Below are 26,362 nucleotides of genomic sequence, written 5' to 3' on the forward strand. Positions count from 1 at the left end.
CCTCGGGGGCAAACAGGACTACGGGCTATCCCCGCGTGCGCGGGGCCGACGTGCTGTAGAGCCTCGGGTTCAGCAGAGCCGAGGATCGCCCCCACTGGGTGTGGGGAGGCGGCCAGGATGCCACGATCCGGCCGGTGGCGCTATCGGTTCGGCTGGGCCGGTTCGGCGAGGATCTCGGTCAGGCCGGTGTGCATGGCCCGGCCGAACGCCGATTGCAGGAGCGGGCGGGTGGAGTAGATGACGCGGCGCAGCAGCTCGCGCAGGGATGGCGCGTAGGTGCTGCCGTCCGCCCGGCCGACCTTGGCCAGGTCGGGCAGGAACGGGATGCCGGCGTCGCCGTACTGCTGGAGGTGGCGGTTCAGCGAGAGCGCCGCCTTGAGTACCCCGGCCGATCCGGGCGGGCTGGCGGTGGACCGGTTCGGCCACATTCGCTGGACCAGCTCGTGGATGGCGGGGTGCAGGAGCGGGTCGTCGGCGGCGAGCGCGAGCTGCGCGCGGGCGACGACGTGGCCGGCCAGCAGCGGCAGGCCGCAGTAGACGGCGACCTGGGCGCGGTGCTCCGCCTCGGTGGTGCCGGGCGCGTGCTCCCGGGGGCCGATGGCCCTGCGGCCGATGGCCAGGGCCCGCTTGGCGACGGGGACGTTCAGGCTGTCGTCGACGCGGGCGATGTCGGGGTCGTAGCGGCCCACGAACAGCACGCCTTGGGCGTAGGCGTGGGCGTCGTGCTGGCCGACGTTGGACGGGATCGCCCACCGGGGGACGGTGCTGGGGATGGTGCCCGCGTGGAGTTGGTGGGCGAGCACGTCGGCGGCCCATCCCTCCTGGCCGGTGCTCGGTGGCGGGCTCGTGTCCGGTGTGGTCATGAGTGTCCTAGTGTCTCGTCGTGGTGGTCAGGTCAGGTAGTCGTCCGTGTGGTCGTCGGCGGGGGCGGGAGGGGGCGGCTCGGGGAGCATCTTGTTGAGGGTGGACTGGTTGACGCCGAGGTGGCGGGCGGCGGCGGACTGGTTGCCGTTGAAGGAGTCCACCACGATCTGCGCGGCCTGGGCGCGGATACCGCGCAGGCTGGGCAGGACGACCTGCTTCATCAGGTGCTCGGTGATCGCGGGGATGGCGTGGAAGGTGTCGGCGGCCTCGTCGCGCACGTCGCCGGGCCGGCGGTCCACGTTGTTGAAGTAGCCGGTGGAGGCGGTCGGCACCTCGGGGGCGGCGAAGGCGGAGGCGAGCAGGCGGGCGGCCTGGGCGGCCTTGACGAGCGGGTCCTGCTCGTCGACGTCGCCGAGGAGATCGTTGGGGGCGGTGTTGTAGGCCCACTCGGCGGCGTCCTCCCGCTGGAGCTCGGTCCACTGGTCGCCGTGGAGGCGGAGCCAGCGGCCGCCGGCGGTGCGCCACAGGCTGTGCCCGCTGTCCGTCTCGGTGATCTGGGTGGCGTCGTCGACGTTGAACCAGAACGCGTCCCGCCAGTCGTGGACGACGTCGCCGTACTTGTCGGTGGCGCCGGTGACGACCTGCACGTTCCAGGACGGGTGCGGGGTGGCGTCGTGGTCGCCGTGCTCGTTGGGGATGCTGTAGTCGTCCCGGCCGGGCTCGCCGGGGGAGGCGAGCGCTTCGGCGCAGTCGTCGTCGATCTCCTCGCCGTCGAGCCAGTCGTAGATGCCCTGGGCGGTGATCGGCCACAGGGTGGGGTCGTCGTCATAGGCCGGGCCGGTGCCGTTGACGAGCACCTTGGTGTCCCAGCCCTGGGGGGTGAGGATGATGACGGTGTCGGCCGGGCGGCCGGTCTGCTGGCCGTACTCGTACAGCTCGGTGATGAGTGCGGGGGTGATGTTCAGATTCATGATCGGCTCCAAGGGTTGGGAGAAGACCGGTTCCACTGACACACCCGATTATGGGGGTACCCCCATAGATTGGCAAGGGGTTCGCGTGGTGGTGTCGAAGTTGTGGGAGTGGACCTCGTAGGCCTGGACGATCGGCGCCTTGGGGTCTCGCCGGCGGAGGAGCTGAACTGCTGGTGCCCCCTGCCCATTCCTCCTACCGTGAGTTCCGTGGCCAAGCCCGACGACAAGCTTCCCGCCTTACGCGAGACGTCCCTCACCGCGCCTCCCCACGGGGGCCTGCGCCTGGCCCGCATCGGGCCTGTGCTCACCCTCGCCCTGCTCGGTACGGTCCTGCTCAGCGCCGGACTGTTCACCGGCGCCCTGTGGCTGCTGGGCTTCCCGGCCCTGACGCCGAACGCCAGCGGTATCTCCCTGGCCCGGCTGTTGGACCTGCTGAAACTGTCGTTCGCCGTGGTGGCTGGCGTCGGCGGCGTCATCGCCCTGGTCGTGGCGTACCGCAAGCAGAAAGTCACCGAGGCCGCTGAGCACCGCCAGCAGGCCGCCGAACAGCGTGCCGATGAGGCCCATCAGCGCGAAGCCACCAAGCTGTTCAACGAGCGCTTCGCCACGGCCGCCGGCATGCTCGGCCACGACGCTCCCGCCGTACGCCTCGCCGGGGTGCAGGCCCTCGCGGGCCTGGCCGACGACGCCCCCACCCGCGAACTGCGCCAGATGCTGATCGATGTGCTGTGCGCCTACCTGCGCCTACCGTACAAACCCGACCCGGGCGAGTCCGGCGACGCCGACGAGCGCCTGCTGTTCGCCGGACTTCGCGAGGTGCGCCACACCATCATCCGCATTATCACCTCCCACCTCCGCGACGGCGCCGCGTCGTCCTGGCAGGGCTACGACTTCGACTTCACCGGCGTCATCTTCGACGGCGGGAACTTTGACGGCGCGAGGTTCTCTGGCGGTGCGGTCAGCTTTCACAGCGCGAAGTTCTCCGGCGGTGAGGTCTACTTTGGCGACGCGACGTTCTCCGGCAGTGACGTCAGCTTCAGCAGCGCGACGTTCTCCGGCAGTGACGTCAGCTTCAGCAGCGCGACGTTCTCCGGCGGTGAGGTCTACTTCGCCGGCGCGACGTTCTCGGGCGGTGAGGTCAGCTTCAGCGGCGCGACGTTCTCCGGCGGCAGGGTCTACTTTGGCGGCGCGAAGTTCTCCGGCGGCAACGTCATCTTCCACCTCGCGAAGTTCTCCGGCGGCAAGGTCTACTTCGATTATGCGAAGATCTCCGGCGGTGCGGTCAACTTCCACAGCGCGACGTTCTCCGGCGGTGCGGTCAACTTCCACAGCGCGAAGTTTTCCGGCGGCAACGTCATCTTCCACAGCGCGACGTTCTCTGGCGGTGAGGTCAGCTTCGGCGGCGCGACGTTCCCCGGCGGCGATGTCTACTTCGACCAAGCGGAGTTCTCTGGCGGTGACATCAGCTTCCACAGCGCGACGTTCTCTGGCGGTGAGGTCAGCTTCGGCGGCGCGAGGTTCTCCGACGGCAACGTCTACTTCCACCACGCGAGGTTCTCCGGCGGCTTGGTTAACTTCCTCGGGGCCGTGGACTGGTCGTGTCCTCCGGTGCTGCCGGATCCGGTGCCGGCCGAGGTGCTGCTGCCCAAGAAGAACCCCGGCCGGTAGGGGTCGAGCTGGAGAGCACAGCGGGACCCGAAGAACCTGTGGGCGAGGCAGCGGAGTGACAGCACGTCTCTGGTCACGTTCTGCATGACGTGAAGAGCCTCCTCGCCACCCCGTCAAGTTTCGGCGCGATCCACGATGACAAGCTCGGCCAGCCGCAGGTCAACGTGCTTCAGATGCCGGCCCGAGCTCCAGAACTCCTGATCGCGCCGGGCATCCTCCAGCGTGGGACGCCGGTTGGGGCTCATCCAGCGGGTGACCTTCGGCTGGCCGTCGTCGCCGGCGGCCGCGATGACGTCGCCGACGACCACGTACCCGGCCACCTCACCCGCCGGTGCCGCTTCGCCGGTGGCGGGGGTGGCGATCGGCCAGGAGCGGCCGCAGCCCTGGCACCACAGCGTGGTGGGGTCGCCGGTCCCCATCTGCACGACGGTCTCGAAGTCGTGGGTGTGCGACTCGATGGCGGTGCCGTCGGCCGGCGTGGTGGTGTCGTCGATCGTGGTCATCGCCCCTCCTGGGGTGGCTGGTAGTGGACGTCCAGGTAGTGGCGGCGCCATCCGGCGGCCGCGGCCTGGTCGGTGAGGGCGGTCTGGCGGCGGCCGGCGAGGGGGCAGCGGGGGATGCGGCACCACCAGCCGGGGTAGCGGCGGGTGAAGTCGGCGGCCTGGGCGACGGGCGGGACGGGCGGGCCGAGCTCGACGGTCTGGCAGCGGTCCTTGCGCGGGCCGGAGTGGCTGCACAGCCAGGCGGTGCCGGTCAGCTCCTCGAGCGGCTTGAAAAAGAAGCTCACGGGGAAGCCGGTCATCCGGGCGAGCGTGACGAGCTGGCGCGGGCTCGGTACGCGGATGCCCAGTTCCCATTCGTCGACCATGGGTTCTTCGCCGCCGAGGGCGCGGTCGACGTCGGGCCCGTAGAGGCCAGCGGCGTCGAGCGCCATGGTGATCCGGCCGGGGACGGGCGGAGCGGACGCCACAGGGCGCTGTGCGCGCCCTGTGGCCGTCTCGGGGCCTTTCCCGGCACCGGTGATCATCCGGCGTCCCGTCGCGTCTGTGCGGCGTTCATGCGGTCCTCGCGGGCCTGTCGGCAGGCGACGATCCGCTTGGAGTGGGTGCGCTGCCAGGGCAGGGCGTTGCCGTCGTGGTCGCGGCACGGCCGTTCGGCCTCGGCGGAGCACCAGGCGACGGGGCACGGGGCGCCCCACCGCTCGGCGCGCTGGCGGGTGGCCAGCTCGCCGCCGCCGAGCGCCTGCGCGCGCAGCGACCGGTACTCCTCGGTCGGGCCCTCCCGGTCGAGGGAGGGGCCGAGGGCCCGGTGGATGTCGCGCTGGTCGGCGATGTCGGCGATGGCGCGGACCAGGTGCAGCTTGTAGGCGCCGGGCCGGTCGGCGATCTCGGCCGGGGGAGCGGCGGGCACACCCCGGGAGGCGCGGTCCTCGCGAGCCTTGCGCACCGCGCGGCGGACGTGGGCGGGCATGAGGAACTCGGTCGACTCGCGGTAGTGCTTGCGGACGGCGTCCATGACGTCGGCGAAGGGCAGGTCGCCCACGCCGTCCTGCCACACGAGCAGGTCGGCCTTGCCGATGGTGCGCCGGTCGGCGGCCGCGACGTAGGCGAGGACCTGGCCGGTCTGGTCGGGGGTCACCAGGCACCTCCGGAGATCACGGCGTGCTCGGCGGCCGAGTCGCTCGGGTTGGTCAGGCATCCGGGGGTGGCGAACCACTCGTCCAGGCGGCCCTCTTCAACGGCCCGGCGGTAGTCGTCCATCATGGATTCGACCTGGGTGACGCGCAGGTCGGAGGTGGCCATGCGCTGCTGCCCGGCGCCGCCCGGCTGGGGCGGCGGGGTGACGCCGCGCACGGCCATCAGCGCGTTCTCGAACATCGACAGCGAGGGGAAGCGCTTGCGGTTGTGCCGCAGCGCGTCGGCGACCTCCCGCTGCGTGTAGTTGTCAGCGAGGGCGGACTCGAGCATCTTCACCAGGCCGGGGAAGCCGTTCGACCCGGCGGTCTTGCCGATCTTCGGCACGCCCGCGTCGTCGCAGACCTTCCACCACCACTCGGCCACAGCGGTCGCCTGCTCGAACCGGGCCTGCTCCTCGGCGGTGCGCTGCTTGCGCTGCCGGGACTTCTTCGCCGTCGCGGCCGGGGGCTTGTCGTCGCCGAAGACGCTGCCCTGCTTGCCGTCGCCCGCAGGAGATGACGACGTAGTCGGCATCTCCTGAACGGACGGTTCAATGGACGGCTTAAGGGACGGTTCGGGTGCGACGGTCGCACCCCCTTCCGGCGACGGTCGCACCTCTGGGGGTGCGACGGTCGCACCCCTGTCATCCGTGGGGTGCGACCGTCGCACCTCTTCGACGTCGTCGCTGGTGGGAGCCTTCTTCGCCTGCTGACGCTTGGCGGCCAGGCGGTCCCGGCGGGCCTTCCGCTCTGCCTTCACGGCGTCGACGGCAGCCTGGAACCGGGCGAGATGTTCGGGGTTCTCGCGGTTGAGCGTCATGTCGATGTCCCACCCCTGGGGGCGGCTGCCGGCGTTCTTGATGTAGGCCGCGACAATCGCGGGGTCGCACGGCCGGATGATGCCCGCCGCCTCGAGGATGTCGAGCTGCTCACGGATGGTGCGCTCGCCCAGGCGGGTGTAGATCATGAGCCGGGAGACGGCAGGGAACGCTCCCCGCCCGTCCGGGCCGGCGTGGTTGGCCAGGCCGACGAGGACGAACGCGGCTGACGACTCGTCGACGGGTGCGTGGTTCAGCGCCCAGGAGATCGCTTCGACGCTCATCGGCCCACCTCACAGGTGTGGCGGAGAACAGCCGTCGAAGCAGCGGGGTTCAGTTCATGCTTGCGCGCAGCGTCGGATACGCTCATGCACGCCTCCTCATATTTCCTTGAAGTGGATGAGTGAGGCCACCAGGGGGAGGGCGCGCCAACGCCCTGTGATCCCTGGTCGCGACGGCGGTCCCCTATGGGGCCGCCGTTGTCGTAATTTTGTTCGCGTCCGCAATCTACCGTGCTTTGACCAGGGACGCCACCAAGATCATTCCGAGAATCTATGACCCTAGGTTGGCCGTGCAGGCCCGGCCGGACAACGCCGGCGAAGGGGCGGGCCATGATCAGACTCACGGGCAACTCCGTACTGTCGGTGGGGCTCAAACGCCCCGGCCGGCCACCGTCGCGGGCGAGCAGAAACAGCGGCAGGCCGAGGCGCCGGGAGACAAGCACAGCCCGGCGTTAAGGTCCAATCACCAAGATCACAAAGCCGGGGGCGGGACCACCCGGCCCCGCCCCCGGCAACAACCTCCCTGGTCAGGCCGCGAACAACGTCCGGGACCGGATACGACGACGACGCTCCGCCTTCTTCTCGGCCTCGTTCAGCCCGCCGTGCATGCCGTGCTTGTCGTTGCGGCGCAACGCGTCGTCCAGACACTCCACCGCGACCGGGCACCCGGCGCAGATCCTCTTCGCCTTCGCCTCGTCGTAGCGGGGCCGCCGCCGGCCGTCCGGCAGCCGCTCCTTGTCGTCGTAGAACACGTACGTGGGCACGTCCGCGCAGGCGGCCTCCTGCCGCCAGTTGCGGTTGATGAACTCGCTGCGGGGGACAGGCGAGGTACTCATGACGGGGGGTTCTCCTCAAGCGCGGTGGGGGGCGGGGTGAGCAGGCCGGGGAACAGCCGCTCCAAGGTCAGCTCGCCGGACTCGATCGCGGCGGCGATCACCTCGGCGAAGTCGTCGACCAGCTCCTGCACGGGGGTCGGCTTCCCGTAGTCGATCCACATGCCGGGGATCGGGTCGCCGTTCTCGTCGACCGGCCCGCCGACCTTCTTCGCGTGAGCCTTCAGCTTCGTGACCAGCGCGGGCTCGACGATCTCCCGCAGCTCGCTGCTGTACTTCGGGTGGGCCTTGACCCACTCGACGGCGCGCGGGTCGCTGCCATCCCACTGGACGGTGACCTTGCCCGGGTCCATCCGGGTCGCGCCCAGACGGCGCCCGGCCAGCCACGCGGCCTCACGATCGGCGACGTCCATGAGCGGGCTGTTGTCCGGGCGCCTGCTCGTGCGCAGCGTGTCGGCGTGGGCGGCGGCCGCGGACTCCAGGAGCTTGATCCCGGCCTTGGCCAGCAGGTAGCCGAGCGACTCCATACGCCGGTCGACCGGCGGGCCCGCCGGGGCCGCCGCCCCCGGGGCGGGGGCGGCGCACGTCGTCTCGTCCGGGTTACTCACGCCTCTGCTCCGATGTCGTCCGGCTGCTCTGCGGTCGTGTGCGTCTCGGCCGCCAGCTCCGAGGCGGCCTCAAGGTCAGCAGCGGCCTGAAGGGCGGACATCCGCGCCTCGTACAGGCCGCGCACGCTGGTCTTCTCCGGGTCGCGTAGCGCGCCCAAGTCGATCGCGGCGACGATGTTCTCGCCCACGACCGTCAGCGTCGCCACGTCGCCCGCCTGGGCGATCGCTTCCTGCATCTCCTTGACGGCGCGCGGGCTGGACTTGCCGCGCTGCCGGGCGGCCACCTCCGGCCACTGCGCGCGGATCAGGTCGACGAGCTGCACCGTGTTGCCGAAGGAGTCGACGACCGGCAGCGTGTGCATGTCCCGCTGCTCCGACTCCTCCTTGACGGCCATCAGGTCAGCGATGGTCGCGCCGTCCGCCAGGACCCGGGTCCGGTAGTCGAGGATCGTCGGCAGCTTGGTTCCCTCGGCGAGCCACGAGCCGATCAGCTCGCCGATCTCCTCGCCCGGCTTGGTGATCGACGTGCCGACGGCCAGCTCGGGCACGTCGTACATGATCGACTTGGTGATCGTCAGCGTGTGCGACAGGTCGATCGACCCTGCCAGGTCGAACTCGTACTCGAACCCCTCGCGCTGCTCCGGCTTCATGCCGATCTTGACCGGCTTCGGGCGGCCGTTCTGGTCCTCGCCGATCGCGTAGTCCGACTTCACCCGCAGCGTCACGATCAGGTGCCCGGGGAAGCTGAGCAGCGCCTCCAGCATCGCCTGCTCGATCGGCCGCACCTCGTCCCAGCCGCCGAACGGCCCGGTCTTCTTCGACTTGCCGACCAGCTCCAGCATGCCGCCGCGCCCCGACCAGAAGTGCGTGCCGGAGTCGACGACCAGGCAGCCGATGCCCGCCGACGCCGCCGCAGCGGTGATCTGGGTCAGGCTCGCCGGGTCGTAGTTCGTCAGGTTCAGCCGCTTGAACGGGTACTGGCGGGCGTACTTCGACGCCTGCCCCCGCTGCGTGTCGACCACGCCGACGATCCCGTCCGGGCCGACCAGCCCGCGCGCCATGCGCAGCGCCGTCATGGTCTTGCCCGCGCCGGACAGCCCGTCCAGCACGATCCGGGCGTACTCGGACGTAGGGGTGGCGTCCTCGAAAACGAAATGCACGTGACTGCCTTCCTGGAACCTCGCCGATCGGAGGGCCGCAATCCCTCGCCTCGGCTTTTGTCGGGGCCCGCACGATCCGAGCCGGGGGTACGGCCCGCGCAGCATAGGCCACGTCAGCCGTAAGTGCTCGAATAATACAGGTGATTTACTCAGACTCTAGTGGCAGCCGCCTACCATGGTCAACCGCACCACCGAGCCACCCCGGCCCGCCCCCGCCGGCCCGCCCCATCAACTGCCCGGCAAACCCGCAGGTCGCCAACCTGTCAGGAAACCGGAACCATAAACGCCCTTACGGACGCCAGAGAAGATCCCTAACCTGGTCTTCAACGGGTTCGCCCCCCGCCACCACCACCACATGGCTAGCACCTTCCCCACCAGCGCAAGCCAAGGAGACACCCTCCGATGTCTGACCAGCACAAACGCGACGATGAGCATCCCCACCCCGACAGCCTCACCGGCGCACAAGTCGGTCACATCGCGTGCTCCAACGTCCTGAAGATCCTCACAGAACACACCAGCATGCTCATCCCCACCGCGGCCCACCGCCGCCGGGGAACAGCCGGCCTCACCCGCAGCGTGGTCGAGCTCCGGCGCATCCTCAACGAGCTCCAGGCCCGCGCCATCACCACGGATTTACTCGACGGCGCCACCTGGGCCGACATAGCCGCCGCCTTACGCATGGACGAGGACGTCGCCGTCTTCAACTACGCCCACCTCGACTGGGACCACCTCGCCGACGACCCCCGCGCCATGTGGGAGAAGTTCCGGCCAACCTGCGTCGCGCCGATCCACGACGGCTGCGCCGAGGACCCAGCCACAGCGGCCCGGCAACTCGACGAGTGGTACGCGCTGCACGGAGACCCACGCGAGGCCGCGCCGGTCCCCACCCGGGCGATCACCGCCGGCCTATAACCCGCGGACATGGTGAAGGCCCGCACCCTCGCGCAGGGTGCGGGCCTTCACACGTTTCTCAAGCTTGGGGCGTGTGCGGGCGCCTACAGATCACCGGGGATTGCGGCCCCTCACTGCCGGCGCCCCGCACACCACGTCCGGCCCGAAGGCCGAGATTCCAGGAAGAACCCGCGTCGTCCAGGGGACTGCGCGAACGTGGCCCTATGATGACACGGCTCAACGGCCGCCGTAACCATCGCCCCCCGAACCCGGCTCGCTCCAGCCGCCGTAACCGGCACCCGGCCCAGCCGCCGGGCCAGCCTCCGCGCCGCCCGTCGAGGCCTCGCCCGCGCCCTCGACCTCCTGCTCGGCCGACTCCGCCTTACGCGGCGAGATCCAGTTGTGCGCCAGCGCGATCACGCCGGCGAGCGCGGCCTGCCCGCCCGCCATGGCGAGCGTCTTCAGGTCGTCGCCGCCCGCCGTGGCGAACGCGTAGGCGCCCGGCACGATCGCGGCCGCGACCAGGTTCTGCAGCAGCGTCCGGCCCGCCCGGAACCGCACCTCGCTGAGCTGTGCCCCGTTGGCCGGCCGCACCCGGTTGTGCCCGTAGGCGAGTGCCGCGGCGAGTGCGGCCTGCCCGCCCGCCAGGCCGAGCGCGGTCAGGTCGGTGGTGCCGCCCTGCGCGGCCGTCACCAGCGCCGGGCCGACCGCCACCGCGGCGACCGACAGGACGTTCTGCAGCAGGGTCCGGCCGGCGCGGATCCACGCCTCCGGCACCAGCTTGTCGAGACGGTGAACCATGGGTTCCCCCCGTAGTCGGATCGGATATATCCGACGTGCAGGGTGCCGGGTTTCTCCGCTTACGTCCTGGCGCTGGTCAGCCGCCCATCAGCTTGATCACCACGCCTGTGGCCACGCCGGCAACCGCGATCACCGTGGAGATCCACATGTTCGTGCGCTTCGACTTCTCCGCGTTCTCCTTGCGGCCGGCCAGGTCGGTCTCCACCAGCCGCAGCCGGTCCTCCTGGTCCTTCTGCGAGGACTCCAACTGGGTCACGCGCTGCGCGATCAACGCAGCAGCGGCGATCTGCGCCCGCCACTCGGCGGCCACCTCACGGAACTCCGCCCGCAGCTCGCCGATGGTCCCCTCGACGCGCTTGATCAGCCGGGACAGTTCACCTGTCGTCGGCTCCTGCTCGCTCATCCTGCCGCCCCCGCACTCAGGTCTACTGCCGGGGCACGATAGGTGTTCGCGCTGGTAGCGTCTCGCGGGCAAGATCAGCGGTGGGTGGCGCCGACGATCGTGGCCGTCACCGTGCCGCTCCCGGACGGGCGCCGCGCCTGCACCTCCACCCGCTTGCGGTCGCCGAACGCCCACGTCTGCGGAAGGAATCCCATCAGCGTGATCGTCCCCGCCGCCGTGACCGACCCGGTGGCGAACGGCACCCCGTCGACGGTCGCCTGCGCCTCCAGCGCCCCGCCGACGGCCACGTCCACCGCCAGCGAGCTGCCCGAGCGCGGGAACACGGTGAACGCGATCGTCGTGTAGCTCGTCCCGGACACGCTGGGCGCCTCGGTCGAGAACGTGACCGTCCGCATCCCCAGCTCCATCTCCAGCCGCTTGACCCGCGCCCGCAGATCCATGACCCAACGCTCCAGGTCCTGCCGGCCCAGATCGCTGGTGTTGATCCGCGACATCAGCCCTCCCCCTCCTCGTCGACGTTCGCGGTCAGTTCCGCCGTCGTCACCGTCACCTGCTCGCCGCCGGTCGCGGCCGGCTCCACCCGCCGACTGATGATCTTCATGGGGCGGTCCAGGCCCGGCCTCCCGTCCGGCTTGGCCGGATAGCGCCGATCGGTGATCACCACCCGCGCCATCGACCCCAGCTCCCACTCCCACCAGCGCACATCCGGCGAGATGTTCAACGTGAACTCGAACACCTGCTTGCTTCCGCGAGAGGTGGCCGCGGCCCGGTCCGTCTCCGCCTGCAACGCCGCCTGCGACGTCAGCCCGTCGAAGGTGTAGGCGTCCTCGGTACGCGGCCACCCCTTCACGTGCAGGTCCTCCGACACCGCCCGCGCCAGCAGCACGCCGCCCGTCGGCAGCGACAACTTCCCGTTCACCACGGTGGCCAGGCCCCGCCGGGTGGAGCGGCGGTAGCGGCGCACGTTCCCCGGATACTCCAGCACCAGGTCCGACACCGGCGGGGTATCACGGTTGACCCGCCGCACATCCACCTGCGGCCGGTCGTTGACGTTGTCCCAGTCCGGCCGGCCCCACCAGTCGAACCCGCCCGGCGCCGACGCGATACTCGAGGCCGTGTCCAGCACCCGGGAGAAGTCCTCCTCCCGATACTCCCGATCCACCAGGCTGCTGCCGGTCACCCCCGACATGCGCATCCACCGCCGGTCGGCCGGCTCCGACGCCTGATCGAGCAGCCACTCGAACTCGGTGTCGGCCCGCGTGTCCTCACGAGGCCCGGTGAAGCGCACGAACCGGCGGGCGAAGATCCCGATGACCTCCTCGGCGGTCAGCTGCTCCACCCCGGTCTCGCTGTCGTAGTCCTGCGGGTCGACGACCCGGCCCATCCACACCGGCCGCTCGCCCCGGAAGGCGACCACGATGGTCCGCTCGGTGCGGGTGGCCGCCTCCACCCGCCCGACCGCGTAGTCCGGGTCGTACATGGGGATCTCGGCGGTGAGCTGGCCGGTCCCGCCGAGCGTCACCTCCATCGACGGCGACTGCAGCGGCAGCGAGTCGATCGGCAGGTGCGTCTCCCAGTCGTAGAACACGTACTCGTACGGCGGCGCCGCCCCGCTCGTGTCCTCCAGCGTGGTCGCGTGCACCACCTGCACCGGGGTGCGGTTGCCGAGCTCGTCGACGGCGTCCACCCCGAACGGGTAGGTGATCTTCGGGGTGAGCTGGGTGAAGGTGAACACGTGGGAGGTCACGGTGGCCAGCAGCCGCGACCCGAGATACACGCCGTACCCGGCCAGGCCGACGTTGTCGTCGCTGGAGGGGTCCCACGCGATGGTGGCCGACGTCTGCGACACGCTCACCACCCGCACCGCCCCCGGGACGGTCGGCGGAGCGGTGTCGGGCTCGGCCCGCACCGTCTTCGTCCCGATCTGGCTGCGGTTGCCGAGCAGGTCCTTGGCGTCCACGCCGATCGTGTACAGGCCGCCCGGCGTCAGGCCCGTCCACGACCGCGTCCGACCCGCCTGGTCGGCGCCCTGCTTCTGGCCGTTGAGGTAGATGCCGTAGCCGACCACCGTCGTCTCGTCGTACGGCTGGTCCCACGCGACGCTGATGGAGCCCTCGCCCAGCGCCGTCACCTTCACCACGGGGGTGAGGGGCGGCGTGGTGTCGTCGATCGGCGTGATCGTGAGCGGAGCGCTGCGGGCCGACCGGTTGCCCTCGCCGTCGACCGCGTCGACCTCGAACACGTACGGGATGCCCGACGTCAGCCCCGTGAACGTCTTCGTCCGGCCCGTCTGGTCGCCGCCTTGCTTCTCCCCGTTCTTGTAGACGCCGTACCCGGCGATCCCCGACACGTCGTCGCTGGCGGCGTCCCACGCCACCGTCACCGACGTCGGCGTCATCCCGGTCAGCCGCAGGTTGCCCGGCACGGTCGGCGGCTCGGTGTCGAGCGTCGGCCCCCACACGCCGCCCGCCCACGCGTAGTCCAGGCTGTTGCCGGTCGCCATGTCGTGCGACACCGACAGCGACCCCGACACGAACGGGTTGACGGACGTGCTGGACCACACCTGCTTGGTGTTGTTCTCCCAGTTCCGCCACGTCACGCCCTGGTCCTCGAACCCCGACGGCCAGGACCGGTCGGCGGTGTTGACGCCCGGCGGCACGTACTGCGCGATACCCAAGATCGCGACACAGCCGTCCGACAACCCCGACTCCGACCAGAACGCCGACCCGGACGTCACCCCCGTGTCCGCCCCGTAGAACACGTCCGCGTTCGACAGCTCGAACATCCACATGAAGATCCGGTCGGAGGAGTCGGTCAGCGACACCGTGACCGACGAGTCGCCGAACGACTTCTTGGAGTACAGCCGGATGCCGATCGTGTTGAGCGAGTTCCTGACCAGCTCGAAGTTGCCGCTGACGTTGCTGACACCCGCATACGAGTTGACGATCAGCACGATCCGGTTGCCGAACGCGACGTTGCCGAAATTGAACGTGTGAGACGAGCTCGGCGTCTGCGTCGTGTAGACGGCCTTACGGACAAACCCCATGACCCCGCCCCCGGTCAGCCACTGCCTGTGCAGCCGGGAGCATGACGAATCGCCCCGCTAACGTCCCCCAGCCCGGGTCAGGCCCAGGCGTCGTACGCCTCCAACGCCAGCCGCGGCGTCCCCGCCTCACCCGCCACCGGGTCCCCGGACACCGTGATCGTGTTCGTGCCGGGGATGAGCGTCCACCACGCCGGCAGATGAGCCAGCGCGGAGCGGCCCGGCCGCGGCACCGGCCAGATCTCGGCCGGGACGTGCGCCCACACCTGCCGCGCCCCCAGGTCGATCGTGTAGGAGTAGTCGGGGTTGGCCGGCACCACGGTGCCCGGCATCGACCGCATCACCGTCCCGGACTCCTCGTGCGTGATCACGAAGTCCTTGATCGGGCCGAACAGCCGCAGCCTGGCCGGGATCGTCTTGTAGGTGCCGTCCATCGTGACCGTCATCTGCGCCTGGCCGGGCAGCGCGCCGATGACCGCCTCGGCCCGCACCGGGACGGTCGCGTACCGGCGCGGGTCCTTCGCCGACACCACCAGCCGCCACGTGAACACCAGCGCGGTCTGGTCGCGCGCCTCGATCGGCTCGGCTAGCCGCACCTTCGCCTGCCGGGTCATGACCGCGTCGGCCACCCGCAGCAGCAGCTCCTGCTCGGGCAGGATCACCCCGGCCAGCCGCTGCTTGGCCGCGAGCATCTGCGCCCGCGACCGGGCGATCGCCACCCCCGACAGCTCGATCCGGCGCGACCCGTACCGGCCGGCGCTGTCCCACTCGCCGTCGACGCCGCCGCGCGGCGCCGACCTGGGGGAGACCGGCGCCGACGACGACCAGCCCTTCGCCTCCTGCACCACCCAGTCGACGCCGTGCTCGTCGCGCACGTTGGCCGCCCACGACCCGATCCGGTACACCGGCGAGGCGATCGGCAGGAACGGCAGCTCGGTCGTCGTGACCAGCATCGTGTTATCGGCGCTGCGCTGCCCGATCGTGTCCACCGCCGCCACCCGCACCGGGTACGTGGCCCCGGCCACCAGCCCGGCCACGGTGTGGCGGCGCAGCACCGGCCCGTCCACCGTGTAGTCCAGGCCGGGCGTCGAATGCACCAGCACTCCGCCGACCGTCACCTCATACCCGACCACCCCGAAGTCGTCCGTCGACGCGTCCCACGCCACGGTGATCGAATCCTCCCCAGCCGTGGCGGTGAACGCCGGCACCGACGGGTCCTCGTCGTTCAGCGTGGTGATGACCAGCTCCGCCGGCACCGCCGACCGCTGCCCGATGTGGTCGACCGCCCACACCCGCACCGTGTACGCGGTGTCGTCCGGCAGCCCGGACACCGCGTGCTCCAGCACGTTCCCGGCCGTCACGACGAGCTGCCCGTCGATGGCGACGTCGTACCCGGCCACCTGCACGTCGTCGGCCGCCGCATCCCACGCCGCGGTGAACGACGTGTACGACACCGCCGCCGCCCGCAGATTCGGCGGCGTCGCCGGCGGCAGGTCGGCGGGCAGCACCTGCGTGAGCTGCGCCTGCCCCGACCGGTTCCCCGTCGCGTCGACCGCGTCCACCCCGACCTGGTAGGTGCCGGTCGGCGACAGGCCGGTGAACGCGCGGACGAGCTCGACCTGGTCCGCGCCCTGCTTGTCCCCGTCGAGGTAGATGCCGTATCCGGCCACGCCGCCCGCGTCCGTCGACGGGTCCCACTCCACGCTCAGCGTGTACGGCGACATGGCGGTCACCCGCAGATTGCCCGGCACGGTGGGCGGCTCGGTGTCGATGGCCGCCTGCACCTGGAGCGAGGCGCGGGCCGAGCGGTGGCCGGCGCCGTCGACCGCGTCCACCTCGATCAGGTACGTCTGGCCCGACGTCAGATTGTCGAACGTCCAGCCGAGCCCGGCATGCTGGGCTTCGGCCTGGACGCCGTCCAGCCACACCCCGTACCCGGCCACGCCGGTGATGTCGTCGCTGGAGGCGTCCCACGCCACCGAGATCTGCGTGCCCGACACAGCGACCACCCGAAGGTTCGGCGGCACGGTGGGCGGCTGGCTGTCCGTCGACACCTGCAACGAGGCGCGGGCCGACCGGTTGCCGTGCAGGTCGACGGCATCCACCTCGACCAGATACGTCTGGCCTGCGCTCAGCCCGTAGAACGCGCGCTGCAGCTCCTCGCCGCCGGCGGGCGCCCCGGAGACCTCGCCGAGCGTCGCGTGGACGAGCGTCGCGCGGGGGCTGCGCAGCCCGCTGCCGTCGACCGCGTCGACCTCCACCGTGTAGCTGGTCGCCGGCGTCAGCCCTTGCAGCCGGTAGGTGAGGCCGGGCTGGTCGCTGCCCTGCTTGGCCCCGTTCAGGTAGATGCCGTACCCGGCCACGCCGGTGTTGTCGGTGGCCGCCTCCCACGCGATGCCCAGGTCGGTGGGCGACGCCGTCGTCGCCCGCAGGTTCGCGGGCGTGGTCGGCGGGTCGCTGTCCAGCGGCGGGCCCGGCTCGTGCGTCGCGGTCGTCCCGCCGGTCAGGGTGCGGCCGTTGCCGGAATCATCCGCCGTCGACGGGCCGGCCAGCACGTAGTTGGCGTACAGGCCGGCCGTGCGCACCGGCGTCATCGTCGCGTACTCGGCCTCGATCTCGGCCTGGCTCAGCTTGGCCGTCCAGATCTTGACCCCGGCGATGCACCCATTCATGCCGGTCGTCTCGCCCGGCCACACCCCCAGGCGCAGGTTCGCCGCGTTCAACTGGTGCGTCCCCGCCCAGGTGGCCGCCGTGAAGGTGGCCTCGTCGATCGACCTGGTGACGAGGATGCCGCTGGTCGCGTCGACGGCGATGGCGGTGAAGTACCACGTGCCCACGGTCAGGGCGCGGGTCGCGTGCGAAGCGGCGTCCGTCAGCGCCCGCACCGTGGTGCCGTTCGTGGCCGTCTTCAGCGTCAGGTAGTCGGCGGCGCCGTTGTCGATCGACCAGATGGTGGTGAACACGTTGAGGTCGACGCTGATCTTCATCCAGCACGTCACCGTGAACGACGGCTGGCTGCCCAGGCCCAGGGCGCGCGTGTAGAAGTCGCTGGCCGAAGCTTTAAACCGTACGGCCATCACGGCCCCCCTCGTCCAAGATGCCGCTGTCGCGGGTCAGATCCATGCGTCCGTCGCCTCCAGCACCAGGCGCGGCCCGTGGTCCTCCTGGCCCGCCACAACCCCACCGGACAGGCTGATCGTGTTCGGGCCCGGCCCGAGAGCCCACCGGGCGGGAAACACCGCGAGCTGGCCCCGGCCCGGCCGCGGCTCCGGCCACACGTCGGCCGGGACGATCGCCCACACCACCCGGGTCGCCAGGTCGATCGTCAGCTCGTAGCGGTCGTCGGGCAGCACCGTGCCCGCCACCGCGCGGATCTCCAGGCCGAGCTGCTCGTGCCGGATCACCGGGTCGGCGACCGGGCCGATCAGCCGCAGCCGGGCCGGGATGCGCGGGTAGTCGCCGGCGAGCGTGATCGTGGTCGACCCGGTCGTCTGCGCGGGCTCGAACTCCACCTCGGCGTACACGCCGCGCACCGCGTACCTGCGCGGATCGGGCGCCTTCACCGTCAGCGCCCACGTGAACGCCTGCCCGCCCCGGTCGACGATCTCGACGTCGCTCTCCAGCCGCACCTTGGCCTGCCGGGTCATGACCGCGTCGGCCACCCGCAGCACGCCGGCGGCGGCCGGGTGCAGCGCCTGCGTCAGCCGCTCCTGCGCGGCGATCATCTGCGCCCGCCCCGGCGCGATCGCCACCCCGGACAGGGTGACGATCCGCCCCCCGTACAGGCCGGGCCCCGAGAAGCCGCCGTCGTCGCTGTCGGAGTCCGCCGAGAGCGCCACCACCTGCGCGTTCCCGGACCAGCCTTCCTCCTCCTGCACGACCCAGTCGACGCCATGCTCGTCGCGGGCGTTGCCCACCCAGTCGCCGATCCGATACAGCGGCGAGGCCAGCGGCATCCACGACGGCGGCGGCACCGTCACCGTGGTCGACGATGCTGGGCCGCGCGCCGACCCGGCATCCACCGCCCGCACCGCCACCAGGTAGCTGCCGCCCGCCTCCAGGTCCTCCAGCACCACGCCGAGCCTGCTGGTCGTGGTCACCACCTGCCCGTCCAGCAGCACCTCGTAGCGGACCACCGGTAGGCCGCCCTGCTCGGCCGGCTCCCACGCCACCGTGATCTGCTCCACGCCGGCGGTGGCGGTCAGCCCGCCCGGCGCCGACGGGTCGGCGCCCACGAGCGTCGACACCGTCAAGGAGGCGACCGGTGACCGGTTCCCTTCGGCGTCGGCCGCGTCCACCCCGATCGTGTAGGAGGTGCCGCGCTCCAGCCGGGTGATCGTGTAGTCGAGCGTCGCCTGGTCGGGGCCCTGCCGGACCCCGTCCAGGAACACGCCGTACCCGGCCACGCCGACGTTGTCGGAGGCCGCGTCCCACGCCACGTGCAGGCTGGTGAAGGTGGCCTCCACCAGGCGCAGGTTCGGCGGCGAGCCGGGAGGGGTGACGTCGACCTCGGCCACGACGACGATCTGCGCCCGCGCGGACCGGTTGCCGTTGGAGTCGACGGCGTCGACCTCGAGCGTGTACGACTGGCCCGCCGTCAGCCCGGAGTAGGTGTAGGCCAGCTCCACCTGATCCGGGCCGAGCTTGGCCCCGTCCTGGTAGATGCCGTACCCGGCGACCTCCTGGTTGTCGGTGGACGGGTCCCACTCCACCGAGATGTGCGTGCCGGTGATGCTCGTGGCGCGCAGCCCGCCCGGCACGGTCGGCGGCTCGCTGTCGGTGGAGCCGTAGGCGATGAACCCGGCCACCGCCGAGTCTTCGCCTTCGGTGAAGCCGCTGACGGTGTAGGTGCGCGACCCGGCCGCCGGCAGCGTCCCCATCGCGAACGCCGAGTAGCTGCTGGCGGCGTTCACGTTGTAGTGCCGGGTCAGGCCCTGGTTCCACGTGGAAGCCGAGGCGCCGCCTGCGGGGCTGTTGAGCACGCCGAACACGTGACCGTTGGCCTGCGGGACGGCCACGCTGGTGGACAGGCTGGTGTTGAAAGCATTGGTCGCCGACTTGGCGAACAGCTTCTCCGGGCAGCCGTCCCGCTCGTACACCACGGCGTGTACTTTGATGCTCCCGGCCAGGGTGACCGACTGCTCGTTGCCGGCGGCGAACTTTGAGAACACCTCGATGTGGTTGTAGCCCGTCGCGTACAGGTCCGAGACCCAGCCCGACGGGCGCGTGACCCGGTTCCAGGAGCTGACCACCACGATCACGCGGGCGCCCGCCGCCGGCGTCGCCGTAAAATTGATCTTGTGTGTGGTTGCGGTGTCGCCGCCGTTGTACGTGGCCAGCACCCTGTTCGCCACTCCAGCCCCCCCTTGATCGTCGTGGCGTCCGATCGCGGCCCTCAGGGGCCGGCGACCTTGACCCCGTCCAGGTACACGCCGTAGCCCTGCACGCCCGAGGCGTCCGTCGACGGGTCCCACGCGACCGTGAAGGAGTCCCCGCCCACCTGGACCGGCCGCAGATTCGCGGGCACCGTGGGAGGGGTGGTGTCGCCCGGCGGCAGGATTTCCAGCGCCGTCCACCGCCACAGGGGTCCCGACGTCCCCGGCGCGTCCAGGTTGAACGTCACTGGCAGGCCGCCGTCGGCGGCGGCCGCCGCCTTGCGCAGCATCAGCCCGCTGCCAGCGATCCCATACACCTCGGTCATGGAGAAGGACCCGTCGACCACGTCGCTGCTGACCGGCTTGGTGGTGCTGGAGATGTCGGTCTCGTAGCCGACGCAGAACCCGAGACTGCCCGCCCGCGTCGAGGAGTAGCCGGTGATGGTCGCGTTGTTGTCGACGTTGCTCCCAAAGCCGGCGGCGCCGATGGCGGCCGCCAAGTTCGGCTCGGTGCCGCCGACGACCCAGACCTTCAGCCCGCCCAGAATCCAGTCCTCGACGGTGGTGGCCGACACCGTGATGCCCGTCTTGCCGACGGGGACCGGCGCGGTCCACAGCTGCGCCGACCACGCACTGTGGTGGGAGCGTTCGGTCCACGACAGCCCAGAGTTGTCGCTGAGGCTGATCGCACTGCTGACCAGGCCGGCGAACCCAGCCACCAGCAGCGTCTGACCCGGCGCATCGAACGCCGCGCAGGTGAGGAACGCCGCATCATCGGCGACCAACGGCGGGCCGCCGACAACTTCAACCGCCACCTGTACCCTCCCCGACCATGACAGATGTGCACGAACCGCCGGTGAGGCTACGCAGCAACGCCGCTACTGTCCCGGCGGCCGAGCGGCTGGTCCCCGCGCCGGTGTTCGTCCTGTCGGCGCCGCGCTCCGGCTCCACGCTGCTGCGGCTGATCCTCGGCACCCACCCGGCCGTGCACGCCCCGCACGAACTCCACCTGGCCCATCTCCGCGTCGAGCTGCCGGCCGGGGTGCCCCGGCTCGCGATGCGGATGCTCGGCCACGACCAGGCCGCCCTCGAACACCTGCTGTGGGACCGGCTCCTGCACCTCGAGCTCGCCCGCTCCGGCAAGGCGCTGCTCGTGGTGAAGGACCCGGGCAACGCCCTCATCTGGGAGCGGCTCGCCGAGGCGTGGCCTGCCGCCCGCTGGGTGTACCTGCTGCGCCACCCCGCCGCCGTGCTCGCCTCCTGGCGGGAGGCCACCGGCCACCCGGACGAGCCGTCCGCGCCCCATCTGGCCCGCTACATGCGCGCCGTCGACGACGCCCGCCAGGCCGTGCCCGGCCTCACCATCCGCTACGAGGACCTGGCCACGGACCCGGCCGCCGCCGTGGCGGCCGTGTGCGGGCACATCGGCGTCGACTTCCAGCCGGGCATGCTCGACTACGACCGCCCCGCCCACCTGGTGCGCGGGGTGGGGGACTGGAGCGACACGATCCGCACCGGCCGCGTCCAGCCGCCCCGCCGCCCGGACGGCGCGGCGATGCCTGCCGTGCTGGCCGACATCGCCGCCGCCTGGGGATACCGCTAGGAGATCCGCGACCCGGACGACCGGCTCGCGGCCCGCCCGATCGCCACCTCCGACTGGCCCGGCTGCGGGAACACGTTCACCGTGTTCCCGCCGACCGGCTGCGGCTCCGTCCGGACGGGCCGCGCCGACCGGCGCGAGGCCCGGTACAGGGCCGCCGCACCGCCCTCGTTGAGCCGCTGCACCGCGCGCGGCCCGCCCAGCGCGGCCACCGCCGACGGGGTCAGCACCCACTCGTTGCGGCCCGTCCCGTTGTAGACGCTGGAGCGGCCGGGAGGCAGCGGCCCGCCCCGGTCCCGGTTGAGGTCCGCGTCCGCCTGGTCGAACCGGCCGATCACCTTGTCGATCGCCCACGCCGGGATCCGGGCCATGAGCTGCTGCATCTTCGTCCTGTCACCGATCGCCGCCGTGATGGCGTTGCGGATCGGCACCAGCACGGTGCGGGCGCCCGCGCCGAGGCCCTTGGCGAAGAGCTTGCGCAGGTGCGCGGACACGCCCTGCAGCAGCTTCTCCAGCGGCGACAGCTCCTCCTGCTTCTTCTTCTGGTTCTGGGGCTTCTTCGGCGCGGGCGCCGACCCCGACCCGGAGCCGGACACCATGCCGCCCTTGGCGAAGGCGAGCCCGCCGGCGATGAACCGGGCCGCCCCCGACACGCCGCCGACCCGGGCGGCCCGGTTACCGCCGTTCACCCACGACGAGCCGAGCGCCCGCGCCAGCTCCGGCCGCAGCCACGCCTCCCCAGGGCTGACGGCGGCCAGCATCCGGTCGCGGCCGGGCGCGTACCCGGGCTGGACGCCGTAGCTCTTGGCGACGATGCCGCCGTCGGCGAAGGCGACCTTCGGAAGAGGAGGGAACCCGACGGCCTCGGCGATGCCGTTCCACATCTCCTGGATCTTCCGGTAGGCGGTGTTGACGATCCACGCGACCGGCTTGCGCAGCACGTCGGGGATCGCGTCCCACACCTTCTGGATGCCGGACTTGGCCGTGCCGAAGCTCTTTTCCATGTCCTTGGTCACCGCGGCGACCTTGTCCTTGGCGGGCTTCAGCCCGGGATCGACCCCGGCGGCGATGTCCGACCAGGTCTTCTTCGTGCTGGCCGGCGCGTCCTTGCTGAGTTTGAGGAAGCTGCCGCCGCCCGCCCGGACGAACGCGTCGATCTTGTCCTGGCTGGGCTTCTTCCCGGCGTCGATGTCGCGCTGGATGTCGGCCCACATCGCCTTCAGCGGCGCGGGCGCGGTCGAGCGCATCTTCAGGAACTTGCCGTTCCCGTCGGTGACGAAGCCGCCCAGCTTGAGGCTGGCCTGGGCGAGCCCGGTCTGCAGGTCGGTGTTGATGTCGGCGAGCGCGTCCTTCACGGCCTGCGGCGCGTTCTGGCGCAGCTTGAGGAAGCTGCCGCCGCCAGCGGCGATGAAATCGTCGATCGCCTTCTGCGGGATCGGCGTCCCGGAAGCGATCTTCGACTGGATGTCGGTCCACATATCGGACACGTGCTTGGGCGCGTCCGACTTCAGGGTGAGGAACTTGCCCGAGGCGGTGTTGGCGAAAACCCCCAGCTTGTTGGCCGCCGTGGAGGTGAAGGTGTCGACGCCGAGGAGCGCCTGCCGCCACCCTTCCTGCAGTTCCTTCGGCGCGTCCTTGCCGAGCTTGAGGAAGCCCGCCCCGCCGGCCTTCACGAACGCGTCGATCTTGGCCTGGCTGGGCGAGATCCCCGCATCAAGATCACGCTTGATGTCGGCCCACATCCGCTGGATGTTCTGCGGCGCCCCCTTCGCCAGCGTCGCGAACTTGCCGTTCGTCACGTCGAGCAGGCCGCCCAGCCGCGACGACAGCCCAGACGCGCCGGCCTCGGTGCCCTTGTCGAGGCCGCGCCACATGTTCGCCCACTTCTCCTGGACGGTGGCGCCGGCCCCGCCGAACAGGGTCCCGACCTCCTTCAGGGCGTGGGCGAGCCCGTCCAAGCTGAAGGCGTTCTTCAGGCCCGCGCCGAAGGTCCGCGACCCGAAATAGCCCTCGATTCCGCCCTTCGCGGCGCCGAGCACCCCGCCGACCACGCCGCCGAGCGCAGTGCCGATGACCGGCACGACCGACCCGACCATCGCGCCGATGCTCGCGCCGGCGGTGCCGCTCTTGAGCGCCTCGCCGACCGCGGACTCCAGGCCCTTGTTGCTTTTGCCCTTGATCGCGTCGCCGATCGGGTCGGCGACGAACCCGGCGATCGTGCCGATGATGCCGCCCTTGCCGGCCTTGCCGACGACGGACCCGATCTTGCTGGCGACGCCCTTCTTCTTGAACTCCGCATCCCAGTCGACGTCGTCCAGCAGGTCGACGCCGACGTCGCCGAACAGCCCGGCCAGCGCGCCGCTGAGCTTGCTCCGGCCGCCGCTCTTGCCCCGCTTCTTCGCGGAGGAGACGTCCACGTCACCGCCGGAGGAGTCACCGCCGCCGTTGGTGCGGCGGTGCCGGCCCCGCTTCGACGAGCTGCTACTGCTGCTGGTGGTGTCGCCGTCGATGATGACCCGGTCGGCGTCGACGTTCACCGTGTCGACCTCGGCCGAGTCGTCCCCGCCGTCCTTGCCCTTGCCGCCGCCGAACAGCTTCGACAGGCCGGTCAGCTTCGACAGGCCCTTGGCGACCTTGCCGAGCGTCTTCAGCCCGGAGATCAGCCCGGACACCTTCTGCGTGATCAGCCCGATCGCGGTGGCGGCCAGCGCGAAGATGACCAGCCACTTGGCGATCTCCCCGACGACGGGGTTCTGCACCAGCTCGTCCAGCCAGCGCACCACACCCGACAGCCAGTTCAGGAAGTCGGTGAGGGTCCCGTCGACGACGATCTTCTCCACCAGCCCGCCGACGAACACCACCACGTCGCGCAGCAGCCGGCCCGCCGCCTGCAGCAGCGGCACCAGCTCGTCGAAGAACTTCTTGAACCGGGCCTGAACCTCGGGCTTGTCCAGCCACGCGTTGAGGTCCTCCGCGCCCTGGGCCAGGTCCTCCAGCAGCGTGTTCCCGGACGGGAGTGCCAGCCCGGCCACCTTCATGATCGCGCTGCCGACGTTGGAGACGATCCGCCACACCCGGTCGGCGGCCTCCCACGCATTGCGGAAGAACGTGTCCAGCGACCCGTCGCCGCGGACCTTCTTCGTCCACTTGTCGAACCGGTCGGCCATGCCGGCGACCCGGTCGGCGAACTTGACCACGTACGGCATCGACACGTCGACGATCCGGGTGATCCCCTTGAAGGCGGAGATGCCGGCCTTGCCGAACAACTGGGTCGCCTGGTTGTTGCGGCCCATGATCCGTGACACGTAGCCGGAGAACGCCTTCGACCCGAGCAGCTCGCCGAAGTCCTCGGACAGGTCACCGATCACGGTGCCGGTCGACGACAGCCCGGACTTGATGGTGTCCAGCAGCGGCATGGCCGCCTTCACCCCGGCCTGCAGGCCGGGCGCCAGCGCGTCCTGTGTCGCGTCGCGGACCTTGCGCAGTTCCGGCCGGACCTCGTTGTGCAGGAACAGCACGAACTCGCGCATCTTCGGCGACAGCGCGGCCAGCGCGGCGGCGGCCGGGTCGACGCCGCCGGCGCCGCCGGTCTGGCCGGCGGTCTTGGCGTCCTTGCGGGCCTTGGCCAGTTCTTTCTGGGCGTCGGTGAGCCGTTCGACGGCCAGCATCTGGTCCCACAGGGCCTCACGCACGTCACGCTGCGCCTGAATTTCGGCCTTTTGTGCCCGTTTGACGTCTTCCTGAGCTTCTGTGACGTTTCGGAGTGCTTCCGAGACGCCCTTCTGCGCCTCAGCGACCGCCTTCGCCCCCTCGACGGCGGCCTTCGCGGCGTCCTTGCGGGCCTGCGCCAGCTCGTCCTCGGCGTCCTTCTCCGCCTGGATGGCATCCGACAGCCGCTCCTTGGCGGCCTCGACCTCCTTGCTGCCTTCGATGCCGCGCGCGTCGCTGTCGGCCTTCTCCTCGGCCAGGTCCTGGTTGCGCTCCTTGACCTCGTCCAGGCGCAGCAGCGCCTGCTTGTAGTTGAGCGCCGCCTCCCGCTTGTCGAGGTCAGAGGCGAACGGGTCGGCGTTGACCTTCTTGAGCCGCTCGAGGGCGCGCTCGATCCCGATCTGGGCGCCCTCCTCGTCCAGCGCCCCGCCGCGCAGCGCGAGCTGCAGATCCTCCAGCCGCTCCTTGGCCTGCTTACGCGCCTCGTTGAGGTCTTCCTGGGCCCGCTGGGTGGCGCGCTGCGACTGCTGCACGCGCCGCTCGGCCATCTCGACCTGGCGGGCCGCCTGCGCCTGCCGCTCGGCCGCCGCCTCGGCCGCCTCGCCGACCCGGGCGCGGGCCTCGGCCACGCGGGCGACCGCCTCGGCGACCCGCTCCTCGGCCTTGACGATCGCCTTGGACGCCTCCACCGCGGCGTCCCGGGCGTCCTGGACGCGCTCGTCGGCCAGCATGCGGGCGTGCGCCGCATCCCGGATGCTGCGCTCGGCCTGCTTGATCCGCTCGGCGGCGGCTTCGCGGGCGGCGGCCGACGACGCCGCCGACGCCCCCGACGCGGCGTCACGCTGGGCTAGCGCCGACAGGGCGGTGCCGACCCCGGACAGGCCGACCATGAGCCCGGCCAGCCCCTGCGCCGCCACCCCGGCCACGCCGGGCAGCAGCCCCAGCATGCCGACGGCCTGAGAGGCGGCCGCCGCCATGGCCAGCAGCCCCGACCCGGCAACGCCGGCCGCGACCGCCAGAGCCCCGTACTTGAGCACCGCGCCGCCCGCCGCGAGCGCGAGCTGCTTGAGCTTCTGCTCGGCCGGCCGCAGGAGATGGTCGTCAATCTTGACCGCGAGGTTGATCAGCCAGCCGCGGTCCTGCTTGACGAACTGGCCCAGCTCGTTACGCGCCTGCCGTGTGTCTGTCTTCACCGGCACGGTAGGAGCGGCGGCTCGCGCGGCCCGGTCCATCTCCTGTCGCATCCGGCGCCCGTCGACCTCCGGCCGCACCTCCACCGTCGTGGATGCGCCCGCCATCGAGGTGAGCGCGTTCTTCAGGCTCTGCGCGAGACTGCGCCGGTCCACCCCGGCATGGATGGTGGCTGACCGCTCGGCGGCCCGCGCCGCCAGGCGTGCCTCCGCCTCCAGGCGGCGCGCGTCGATCCGCGCCTGAATGCGCGCGTGAACATCGCGGACCCGCCGATCCACCTCGCGCTTGAGCCGCTGCTCGAACCCGTCCAGGTCGGCGACGACCTCAAGTTCGAGCTGCCCTCCGTCTACCGACTCGTCTTCGGCCATGTGCCTGCACCCCCGGCGGGGGAGGGTCGCGCAATTGGCCGCTTACGTCCTGTCGGGAGACATGAATCACCCCCTGCCCGCTTTGCCGGGCAGGGGGTGACGTG

General features: G+C 71.1%; 20 protein-coding genes. 3 read left to right on the plus strand and 17 right to left on the minus strand.

Annotation, left to right across the window (positions count from 1 at the left end):
- Positions 1-140 precede the first annotated feature (140 nt).
- On the minus strand, positions 141-863 hold the full coding sequence (locus ACWDXC_RS41330; RefSeq protein ID WP_449991850.1) for a hypothetical protein: 723 nt from the start codon (positions 861-863) through the stop codon (positions 141-143).
- Between the two features lie 27 nt (positions 864-890).
- Positions 891-1,835 (minus strand): hypothetical protein, encoded by a 945-nt coding sequence (locus ACWDXC_RS41335; RefSeq protein ID WP_449991852.1) that lies wholly within the window; start codon positions 1,833-1,835, stop codon positions 891-893.
- 207 nt (positions 1,836-2,042) lie between these two features.
- Between ACWDXC_RS41335 and ACWDXC_RS41340 the strand changes: the two genes are divergently transcribed.
- Positions 2,043-3,503 carry a pentapeptide repeat-containing protein gene (locus ACWDXC_RS41340; RefSeq protein ID WP_449991855.1) on the plus strand — a complete coding sequence of 487 codons (1,461 nt, stop codon included), beginning with the start codon at positions 2,043-2,045 and terminating at the stop codon, positions 3,501-3,503.
- A gap of 113 nt (positions 3,504-3,616) precedes the next feature.
- On the opposite strand, the gene ACWDXC_RS41345 is transcribed toward ACWDXC_RS41340, so the two are convergent.
- From ACWDXC_RS41345 to ACWDXC_RS41375, 7 genes are all read right to left on the minus strand, one after another.
- Positions 3,617-4,006 carry a hypothetical protein gene (locus ACWDXC_RS41345; RefSeq protein ID WP_449991857.1) on the minus strand — a complete coding sequence of 130 codons (390 nt, stop codon included), beginning with the start codon at positions 4,004-4,006 and terminating at the stop codon, positions 3,617-3,619.
- Complete coding sequence (locus ACWDXC_RS41350) at positions 4,003-4,473, minus strand: hypothetical protein (RefSeq protein ID WP_449991860.1); 471 nt, start codon at positions 4,471-4,473, stop codon at positions 4,003-4,005. Before ACWDXC_RS41350 ends, ACWDXC_RS41345 begins: the two co-directional genes overlap by 4 nt.
- 53 nt (positions 4,474-4,526) lie before the next feature.
- The gene (locus tag ACWDXC_RS41355) at positions 4,527-5,141 is read right to left on the minus strand and encodes a hypothetical protein (protein WP_449991863.1); all 615 of its coding nucleotides are present in this window, start codon (positions 5,139-5,141) and stop codon (positions 4,527-4,529) included.
- A complete protein-coding gene (locus ACWDXC_RS41360; protein ID WP_449991866.1) occupies positions 5,138-6,280 on the minus strand; it encodes a helix-turn-helix domain-containing protein in 1,143 nt (380 codons plus the stop codon). Before ACWDXC_RS41360 ends, ACWDXC_RS41355 begins: the two co-directional genes overlap by 4 nt.
- A 524-nt stretch (positions 6,281-6,804) precedes the next feature.
- On the minus strand, positions 6,805-7,113 hold the full coding sequence (locus ACWDXC_RS41365; protein WP_449991869.1) for a WhiB family transcriptional regulator: 309 nt from the start codon (positions 7,111-7,113) through the stop codon (positions 6,805-6,807).
- Entirely contained in the window at positions 7,110-7,718 is a 609-nt protein-coding gene (locus tag ACWDXC_RS41370; protein WP_449991872.1) for a hypothetical protein, read from the minus strand. Before ACWDXC_RS41370 ends, ACWDXC_RS41365 begins: the two co-directional genes overlap by 4 nt.
- Positions 7,715-8,878 carry an AAA family ATPase gene (locus ACWDXC_RS41375; protein ID WP_449991874.1) on the minus strand — a complete coding sequence of 388 codons (1,164 nt, stop codon included), beginning with the start codon at positions 8,876-8,878 and terminating at the stop codon, positions 7,715-7,717. The genes ACWDXC_RS41370 and ACWDXC_RS41375 overlap by 4 nt, the downstream gene beginning before the upstream one ends.
- Positions 8,879-9,280: 402 nt before the next feature.
- On the opposite strand from ACWDXC_RS41375, the gene ACWDXC_RS41380 reads away from it, so the two are divergent.
- Complete coding sequence (locus ACWDXC_RS41380) at positions 9,281-9,790, plus strand: hypothetical protein (protein ID WP_449991876.1); 510 nt, start codon at positions 9,281-9,283, stop codon at positions 9,788-9,790.
- 216 nt (positions 9,791-10,006) lie between these two features.
- Here ACWDXC_RS41380 and ACWDXC_RS41385 read toward each other — a convergent pair whose 3' ends face one another.
- The 7 genes from ACWDXC_RS41385 to ACWDXC_RS41415 all read right to left on the minus strand — a co-directional run bounded on the left by ACWDXC_RS41385 (position 10,007) and on the right by ACWDXC_RS41415 (position 20,206).
- A complete protein-coding gene (locus ACWDXC_RS41385) occupies positions 10,007-10,570 on the minus strand; it encodes a hypothetical protein (protein ID WP_449991878.1) in 564 nt (187 codons plus the stop codon).
- A gap of 76 nt (positions 10,571-10,646) precedes the next feature.
- Entirely contained in the window at positions 10,647-10,973 is a 327-nt protein-coding gene (locus ACWDXC_RS41390; RefSeq protein ID WP_449991881.1) for a hypothetical protein, read from the minus strand.
- Between the two features lie 74 nt (positions 10,974-11,047).
- Positions 11,048-11,467: a hypothetical protein gene (locus tag ACWDXC_RS41395; RefSeq protein WP_449991883.1), complete on the minus strand. Its 420-nt coding sequence runs from the start codon at positions 11,465-11,467 to the stop codon at positions 11,048-11,050.
- Positions 11,467-14,019 (minus strand): fibronectin type III domain-containing protein, encoded by a 2,553-nt coding sequence (locus ACWDXC_RS41400; RefSeq protein WP_449991886.1) that lies wholly within the window; start codon positions 14,017-14,019, stop codon positions 11,467-11,469. Before ACWDXC_RS41400 ends, ACWDXC_RS41395 begins: the two co-directional genes overlap by 1 nt.
- 77 nt (positions 14,020-14,096) lie before the next feature.
- The gene (locus tag ACWDXC_RS41405) at positions 14,097-17,093 is read right to left on the minus strand and encodes a fibronectin type III domain-containing protein (protein WP_449991889.1); all 2,997 of its coding nucleotides are present in this window, start codon (positions 17,091-17,093) and stop codon (positions 14,097-14,099) included.
- Between the two features lie 36 nt (positions 17,094-17,129).
- Positions 17,130-19,370: a fibronectin type III domain-containing protein gene (locus ACWDXC_RS41410; protein WP_449991891.1), complete on the minus strand. Its 2,241-nt coding sequence runs from the start codon at positions 19,368-19,370 to the stop codon at positions 17,130-17,132.
- Positions 19,371-19,411: 41 nt separating this feature from the next.
- On the minus strand, positions 19,412-20,206 hold the full coding sequence (locus tag ACWDXC_RS41415; RefSeq protein ID WP_449991893.1) for a hypothetical protein: 795 nt from the start codon (positions 20,204-20,206) through the stop codon (positions 19,412-19,414).
- Positions 20,207-20,223: 17 nt separating this feature from the next.
- Between ACWDXC_RS41415 and ACWDXC_RS41420 the strand changes: the two genes are divergently transcribed.
- Positions 20,224-20,994: a sulfotransferase family protein gene (locus tag ACWDXC_RS41420; protein ID WP_449991896.1), complete on the plus strand. Its 771-nt coding sequence runs from the start codon at positions 20,224-20,226 to the stop codon at positions 20,992-20,994.
- Here ACWDXC_RS41420 and ACWDXC_RS41425 read toward each other — a convergent pair.
- Positions 20,991-26,258 (minus strand): hypothetical protein, encoded by a 5,268-nt coding sequence (locus tag ACWDXC_RS41425; protein WP_449991899.1) that lies wholly within the window; start codon positions 26,256-26,258, stop codon positions 20,991-20,993. The genes ACWDXC_RS41420 and ACWDXC_RS41425 overlap by 4 nt on opposite strands.
- Positions 26,259-26,362 lie beyond the last annotated feature (104 nt).

This window comes from Nonomuraea sp. NPDC003214 (assembly GCF_053590035.1).

Excerpts from the sequence above, each read along its gene's own strand:
- ACWDXC_RS41330 (WP_449991850.1), bottom strand. The coding sequence starts at position 863 with ATGACCACACCGGACACGAGCCCGCCACCGAGCACCGGCCAGGAGGGA.
- ACWDXC_RS41335 (WP_449991852.1), bottom strand. The coding sequence starts at position 1,835 with ATGAATCTGAACATCACCCCCGCACTCATCACCGAGCTGTACGAGTAC.
- ACWDXC_RS41345 (WP_449991857.1), bottom strand. The coding sequence starts at position 4,006 with ATGACCACGATCGACGACACCACCACGCCGGCCGACGGCACCGCCATC.
- ACWDXC_RS41360 (WP_449991866.1), bottom strand. The coding sequence starts at position 6,280 with ATGAGCGTCGAAGCGATCTCCTGGGCGCTGAACCACGCACCCGTCGAC.
- ACWDXC_RS41365 (WP_449991869.1), bottom strand. The coding sequence starts at position 7,113 with ATGAGTACCTCGCCTGTCCCCCGCAGCGAGTTCATCAACCGCAACTGG.
- ACWDXC_RS41380 (WP_449991876.1), top strand. The coding sequence starts at position 9,281 with ATGTCTGACCAGCACAAACGCGACGATGAGCATCCCCACCCCGACAGC.
- ACWDXC_RS41385 (WP_449991878.1), bottom strand. The coding sequence starts at position 10,570 with ATGGTTCACCGTCTCGACAAGCTGGTGCCGGAGGCGTGGATCCGCGCC.
- ACWDXC_RS41390 (WP_449991881.1), bottom strand. The coding sequence starts at position 10,973 with ATGAGCGAGCAGGAGCCGACGACAGGTGAACTGTCCCGGCTGATCAAG.
- ACWDXC_RS41395 (WP_449991883.1), bottom strand. The coding sequence starts at position 11,467 with ATGTCGCGGATCAACACCAGCGATCTGGGCCGGCAGGACCTGGAGCGT.
- ACWDXC_RS41400 (WP_449991886.1), bottom strand. The coding sequence starts at position 14,019 with ATGGGGTTTGTCCGTAAGGCCGTCTACACGACGCAGACGCCGAGCTCG.
- ACWDXC_RS41405 (WP_449991889.1), bottom strand. The coding sequence starts at position 17,093 with ATGGCCGTACGGTTTAAAGCTTCGGCCAGCGACTTCTACACGCGCGCC.
- ACWDXC_RS41420 (WP_449991896.1), top strand. The coding sequence starts at position 20,224 with ATGACAGATGTGCACGAACCGCCGGTGAGGCTACGCAGCAACGCCGCT.
- ACWDXC_RS41425 (WP_449991899.1), bottom strand. The coding sequence starts at position 26,258 with ATGGCCGAAGACGAGTCGGTAGACGGAGGGCAGCTCGAACTTGAGGTC.